Raw genomic sequence first — 6,194 nt, 5'->3', positions numbered from 1 at the left:
GTTCTCCGGCGCGGCGAGGCACCCAGGCCAGTCGCGCCCCGGTGGTGTCGGCGAGCCGGGCCGCGGCGGACAATCCGCCGGAGACGCTCGCCAGCCGTTCGCCGACGATGATGATCGCGCCGGGTGTCGACAACAGGTCACCGAGTTCGCCGCTGGCCAGCCCGTCCAACACTGTGGCCTCCGCGCCGGGCACGGTCTGAATCAGCTTGCCGGACAACTTCTTCAACCCGTCGCTGGCGAACGGGGCGATGGCGTGCACCGGCAGGCCGCGTTTGCGGGCGGCCTTGCGCAACCGAAGGTATACGATCGGCGACTCTTCCTCGGGCTCGAAGCCGGCGAGCAGGACCACCGGCGCCGACTCCAGATCGGAGTAGCTGATGGTGAGCGGCCTGCCGGCGACGCGGGCCGCCAAAAATTGCGTCTCCTCGCTGGAGTGCGGACGGGCGCGAAAGTCGATATCGTTGGTGCCCAATGCGATTCGGGCGAACTTCGAGTAGGAGTAGGCGTCCTCGAGGGTCAGCCGCCCGCCGAGCAGCACACCCGTACCGCCGGTCGCCGAGGTGAGCCCCTCCACGGCGGCGGCCACCGCGTGCGGCCACGAGGCAGCGACCAAAGGGCCGCTGGGATCACTGCCGTCACGCACCAGGGGAGTGGTGATCCGATCTGGCTGGGTGGCGTAAGTGAATGCCCACCGCCCTTTGTCGCAGTTCCACTCCTCGTTGACCTCGGGCTCGTCGCCGGCCAGCCTGCGCAGCACTTTGCTGCGGCGATGGTCGGTGCGCTGTGCACACCCCGACGCGCAGTGTTCGCACACACTCGGGCTGGAGACCAGATCATAGGGGCGGGCCCGAAACCGGTAGGCGGTGCCGGTCAGCGCGCCGACCGGGCAGATCTGCACGGCGTTGCCGGAAAAGTACGACTCGAACGGCTCGTTGGCGTAGATCCCGACCTGTTGCAGCGCGCCACGCTCGAGCATCTCGATGAACGGGTCGCCGGCGATCTGGTCGGAGAACCGGGTGCAGCGCGCACACAAGATGCAGCGCTCGCGGTCGAGCAGGACCTGCGACGAGATGTTGATCGGCTTGGCGAACGTGCGTTTGACGTCTTCGAACCGGGAATCGGCGCGTCCGTTGGACATCGCCTGGTTCTGCAGCGGACACTCACCGCCCTTGTCGCACATCGGGCAGTCCAGCGGGTGGTTGATCAGCAGCAGCTCCATCACCCCGTGCTGGGCCTTGTCGGCGGCTTCGGAGCTGAACTGGGTGCGCACCACCATGTCATCGGTCACCGGAATCGTGCACGACGCCATCGGTTTCCGCTGTCCCTCGATCTCCACCAGGCACTGGCGGCACGCGCCGACCGGATCCAGCAGCGGGTGGTCGCAGAACCGGGGGATCTGCACGCCGATGAGCTCCGCGGCCCGGATCACCAAAGTGCCTTTGGGAACACTGATTTCGGTGCCGTCGATGGTCAGCGTCACCAACTCGGGTTGGGTGACCTTCTCCCCGGTGTCAGCGGTCTGGGTCATGAGCGCCGCTCCTCCTCATCGCTTCGTCCCCCTCGCCGCTGCGCGGCTGGGGGTGCCCCCACTGCATCGTCGCCGGCGCGGGTCACGCGTGGTCTCCGTTCGGCGCGAGCATGGACAGCTCGGGGTCGAACGGACAGCCGCGGCCCTCGACGTGCGCGACGTATTCGTCGCGGAAGAATTTGATCGACGAAGCGACCGGGCTTGCCGCGCCATCGCCCAACGCGCAGAACGACTTACCGAGAATGGCGTCGGAGATGTCGAGCAGCTTGTCGAGATCCTCCGGGGTGCCGTGACCGGTTTCCAGCCGCTCGTAGATCTGGCTGAGCCAGAACGTGCCTTCTCGGCACGGCGTGCACTTGCCGCACGATTCGTGCTTGTAGAAATCGGTCCAGCGCCCGACGGCGCGCACCACACACGTCGTCTCGTCAAAGATCTCCAACGCTTTGGTGCCGAGCATTGAGCCGGCTGCTCCGACGCCTTCGTAATCCAGTGGCACGTCAAGGTGCTCATCGGTGAGCAGCGGAGTGGACGACCCGCCTGGCGTCCAGAACTTCAGCTGGTGCCCGGCCCGCACCCCACCGGCATAGTCGAGCAATTCGCGCAGCGTGATGCCCAGCGGTGCTTCGTATTGACCCGGTCGTGTCACGTGCCCGGACAGCGAATACAGCGTGAAGCCAGGCGATTTCTCGGTGCCCATCGACCGGAACCAGTCGACGCCGTTGAGGATGATCGGCGGAACGCTGGCGATGGTCTCGACATTGTTGATCACCGTTGGGCAGCCGTAGAGCCCGGCAACCGCAGGGAACGGCGGACGTAGCCGCGGCTGGCCGCGGCGGCCCTCCAACGAATCGAGGAGCGCCGTCTCTTCGCCGCAGATGTAGGCGCCGGCGCCGGCGTGCACCACCAGCTCGAGGTCATAGCCGGAGCCCGCGATGTCGCGGCCCAGGAAACCTGCGGCATAGGCCTCGGCGACGGCGTTCTGCAGGCGCCGCAGCACCGGCAACACCTCACCGCGGACGTAGATGAACGCGTGGCTGGCCCGGATCGCGTATGACGCGATGATCACACCTTCGACCAGGACGTGCGGAGTGGCCAGCATCAGCGGAATGTCTTTGCACGTACCGGGTTCCGACTCGTCGGCGTTGACCACCAGGTAGTGCGGCTTGGCGGCCGGACCGCTGTCGCCTTGCGGGATGAACGACCACTTGGTCCCGGTCGCGAAACCCGCTCCACCGCGGCCGCGTAGCCCGGAGTCCTTGACGGCGGTGATCACGTCGTCCGGCTTCATCTTCAGGGCTTTTTGCAAAGCCTGGTAGCCGTCGTTGCGGCGATAGGTGTCAAGAGTCCACGACTCCGGGTCGTCCCAGTAGCGGCTCAGCACCGGAGCCAACGGTGTTTGCGGCCCCATTACTGACCTTCCCCTGCATTGTCGGCCTGGGGTGCGGTCATGTTGCGTTCCTTGGCAATCCGCAGCCCGGCCAAGGTGGCCCCGCCGGCACCGCCCTGGCCTTCGTCGGGACGTGGGTCGGGAAAACCGGCCAGGATCCGCTCGGTTTCTTTGAACTTGCACAACGGGGCGCCGCGCGTCGGCGCCGGGGGTTTCCCGGCTCGCAGTCCGTCGACCAGCTTGCGGGCCGACGCGCAAGTCTGGTTGTCGTAGAACTCCCAGTTGACCATCACCACCGGCGCGAAGTCGCACGCCGCATTGCATTCGATGTGTTGCAGGGTGACCGATCCGTCCGACGTCGTCTCGTCGTTGCCGATGCCGAGATGCCCCTTGAGTGAGTCGAAGATCGCGTCGCCACCCATGACCGCGCACAGCGTGTTGGTGCACACACCGACCAGGTATTCGCCGGTGGGTCCGCGACGGTACATGGTGTAAAAGCTTGCGACAGCGGCGACTTCGGCGCCGGTCAGCCCGAGTTGCTCGCCGCAGAACTCCACACCGGCCGGTGTCACGTAGCCGTCCTCGGACTGGACCAGGTGCAGCAACGGCAGCAGCGCGGAGCGGGGATTGGGGTATCGGCCGATGATCTCCTTGGCGTCGACCTCCAACCGCGCCTGCACGTCGGCGGTGTACGCCTCCGGTGCACCGTCGGTGACGAACTGGCCGGGCTCCTCGGGCGGCGGCCCGAGCCGGATGAACACCCGCTCGCCGTTGCTGCCGGCGCCGGGAGTCTGGGCTGCGGTCATCGGTCCACCCCACCCATGACCGGGTCGATGCTGGCCACCGAGGTGATCACGTCGGCGACCATGCCGCCCTCACACATCGCGGCTACGGCCTGCAGGTTGGTGAACGACGGGTCCCGGTAGTGCACCCGGTACGGCCGGGTGCCGCCGTCGCTGACCATGTGCACGCCCAACTCGCCGCGCGGCGATTCGACGGCGACGTAGACCTGCCCGGCCGGTACCCGGATGCCCTCGGTGACCAGTTTGAAATGGTGAATCAGCGATTCCATCGAGCCGCTCATGATCTTGGCGATGTGCTCCGGCGAGTTGCCCAGCCCGTCCGGGCCGACCGTCAAATCGGCCGGCCAGGCGATCTTGCGGTCCTCCACCATGGTGGGGCCGGGCCGCAACTTGTCCAGGCACTGTTCGACGATCTTCACGGACTCCCACATCTCCTTGACGCGAATGATGTAGCGGCCGTAGGAATCACAACCGTCGTCCGTGATCACGTCAAACTCGTAGTTCTCGTATCCGCAGTAGGGTTCGGTGCGGCGCAGGTCGAGAGGCAGCCCGGTGGCTCGCAGACACGGCCCGGTCACTCCCAGCGCCATGCAGCCGGTCAGGTCCAAGTAGCCGACGTCCTTGGTGCGCGCCTTCCAGATGGCGCTCTCGTTGAGCAGGTCTCCCATTTCGCGCAGCGCGACCTTCAACGGCTTGAGGGCTTCGGCGATCTCGGTCTTCGCGTCGGGTGGCAGATCCTGCGCGACACCCCCGGGCCGGATGTAGGCGCTGTTCATCCGCAGCCCGGTGATCGACTCGAACAGCGTAAGGACGATCTCGCGGCCCTTGAATCCGGTAAACATCGGCGTCATCGCGCCCAGTTCCATACCGCCGGTCGCCAAAGCGACCAGGTGCGAGGAGATCCGGTTGAGCTCCATCATCATCACCCGGATGACGTTGACCCGTTCGGGGATCTCGTCGGTGATGCCCAGCAGTTTCTCAACGCCCAGGCAGAAGGCGGTTTCGTTGAAAAATGGTGCCAGGTAATCCATTCGGGTCACGAACGTCACACCCTGCGTCCAGTACCGGTACTCGAGATTCTTCTCGATTCCGGTGTGCAGGTAGCCGATTCCGCACCGAGCGTCGGTGACCGTCTCGCCTTCGATCTCCAGGATCAGCCGCAGGACGCCGTGGGTGGACGGGTGCTGGGGTCCCATGTTGACGACGATCCGTTCACCGGGTTCGCCTTTGCGGGCGGCCTCGACGATCTGGTTCCAATCCTGGCCCACGACGGCCACCAGGGTTTCTCCGCCGCTGCCCGCGCCGTTGGGGGTGGTGGTCTCGCTCATCAGTTGTAGGACCTCCGCTCGTCGGGCGGGGGAATCGTCGCGCCCTTGTATTCCACCGGGACGCCGCCGAGCGGATAGTCCTTGCGCTGTGGATGTCCCTGCCAGTCGTCGGGCATCTCGATCCGGGTCAGCGAGGGGTGGCCGTCGAAGATGATGCCGAAGAAGTCGTAGGTTTCGCGTTCGTGCCAGTCGTTGGTCGGGTAGATCGCGAACAACGAGGGGATGTGCGGGTCGCCGTCCGGCGCAGCCACTTCCAGCCGAACGCGACGTCCGTGGGTGATCGAGCTCAGCGGATACACCGCGTGCAGTTCGGCTCCGGTTTCGTGCGGGTAGTGCACACCGTTGACACCCAGGCACAACTCGAAGCGCAACTGCGGGTCGTCACGGAGCCGGCGCGCGACTTGCGGCAGAAGCTCGCGACGCACGTGCAGCGTCAGCTCGTCGCGGAAGACGACGACTTTCTCGACGGCGTCGGCGAATTCGACGTCCTCGTCGGCTTTCAACGCCTCGGCCAGCCGGTCGACCACCTCGTCGAAGTAGCCGCCGTAGGGGCGCGGACTTCCGTCGTCGATCGTGACCTGGCGAACCAGTCGTCCGTAGCCCGATGTGTCGCCGGTGCCGTGGACGCCGAACATGCCTCGGCGAACGTCGATCACCTCTTTGTCGGATTGCTCGCCGGGCACGGGAGCTCCGCCTACCTCGCTAGCCGCCCGCTTAGGGTCGTGTTGCGGTGAGCTCATCGCAACAGTCCGCGCATCTCGATCGTCGGCCTGACGGCCAGCGCGGCTTGCTCGGCTTCGGCGATGGCCTGCTGGCGGTTGACGCCCAACGGCATCTCCTGAATTTTGTCGTGCAGCTTGAGGATTGCGTACAACAGCATCTCCGGACGGGGCGGGCAGCCGGGCAAGTAGATATCTACCGGCACGACGTGGTCCACGCCCTGGACGATCGCGTAGTTGTTGAACATCCCGCCCGACGACGCGCAGACGCCCATGGCCAGCACCCATTTGGGTTCGGCCATCTGGTCGTAGATCTGACGCAGCACCGGTGCCATCTTCTGGCTGACCCGGCCGGCGACGATCATCAGATCGGCCTGCCGTGGTGTCGCCGAAAACCGCTCCATGCCGAAGCGTGCGATGTCGAATCGA

6 protein-coding genes and 1 pseudogene are annotated in these 6,194 nt (G+C 66.0%); all 7 read right to left on the bottom strand.

Annotated elements, in window-relative coordinates:
• A partial coding sequence (locus WAN71_RS27960) for an NADH-quinone oxidoreductase subunit G (RefSeq protein ID WP_422228433.1) occupies positions 1-1,528 on the bottom strand: 1,528 nt, incomplete at its 3' end.
• Positions 1,525-1,608, bottom strand: a pseudogene (locus WAN71_RS27955) (hypothetical protein); the annotation flags it as partial. The pseudogene WAN71_RS27955 and the gene WAN71_RS27960, both read right to left, overlap by 4 nt.
• 2 nt (positions 1,609-1,610) lie before the next feature.
• Entirely contained in the window at positions 1,611-2,936 is a 1,326-nt protein-coding gene (gene nuoF / locus WAN71_RS27950) for an NADH-quinone oxidoreductase subunit NuoF (protein WP_422228432.1), read from the bottom strand.
• Positions 2,936-3,721, bottom strand: a complete 786-nt coding sequence (nuoE, locus tag WAN71_RS27945; protein WP_422228431.1) for an NADH-quinone oxidoreductase subunit NuoE — start codon at positions 3,719-3,721, stop codon at positions 2,936-2,938. The genes nuoF and nuoE overlap by 1 nt, the downstream gene beginning before the upstream one ends.
• Positions 3,718-5,046: an NADH dehydrogenase (quinone) subunit D gene (gene nuoD / locus WAN71_RS27940; RefSeq protein WP_422228430.1), complete on the bottom strand. Its 1,329-nt coding sequence runs from the start codon at positions 5,044-5,046 to the stop codon at positions 3,718-3,720. Before nuoD ends, nuoE begins: the two co-directional genes overlap by 4 nt.
• Positions 5,046-5,786 (bottom strand): NADH-quinone oxidoreductase subunit C, encoded by a 741-nt coding sequence (locus tag WAN71_RS27935; RefSeq protein WP_422228429.1) that lies wholly within the window; start codon positions 5,784-5,786, stop codon positions 5,046-5,048. Before WAN71_RS27935 ends, nuoD begins: the two co-directional genes overlap by 1 nt.
• Positions 5,783-6,194, bottom strand: a 412-nt coding sequence (locus tag WAN71_RS27930) for an NADH-quinone oxidoreductase subunit B (RefSeq protein ID WP_422228428.1), incomplete at its 5' end; no start/stop codon positions are given. The genes WAN71_RS27930 and WAN71_RS27935, both read right to left, overlap by 4 nt.

The organism is Mycobacterium sp., assembly GCF_049280035.1.
In the GTDB taxonomy this organism is placed as follows: Bacteria; Actinomycetota; Actinomycetes; order Mycobacteriales; family Mycobacteriaceae; genus Mycobacterium.
The sequence above is the reverse complement of the archived record's forward strand: the minus strand, read 5'-3'. Positions and strand labels throughout refer to the sequence as shown.

Bases quoted from the DNA above. Each gene is read 5' to 3' on its own strand.
- nuoF (WP_422228432.1), bottom strand. From the start codon at position 2,936: ATGGGGCCGCAAACACCGTTGGCTCCGGTGCTGAGCCGCTACTGGGAC.
- nuoE (WP_422228431.1), bottom strand. From the start codon at position 3,721: ATGACCGCAGCCCAGACTCCCGGCGCCGGCAGCAACGGCGAGCGGGTG.
- nuoD (WP_422228430.1), bottom strand. From the start codon at position 5,046: ATGAGCGAGACCACCACCCCCAACGGCGCGGGCAGCGGCGGAGAAACC.
- WAN71_RS27935 (WP_422228429.1), bottom strand. From the start codon at position 5,786: ATGAGCTCACCGCAACACGACCCTAAGCGGGCGGCTAGCGAGGTAGGC.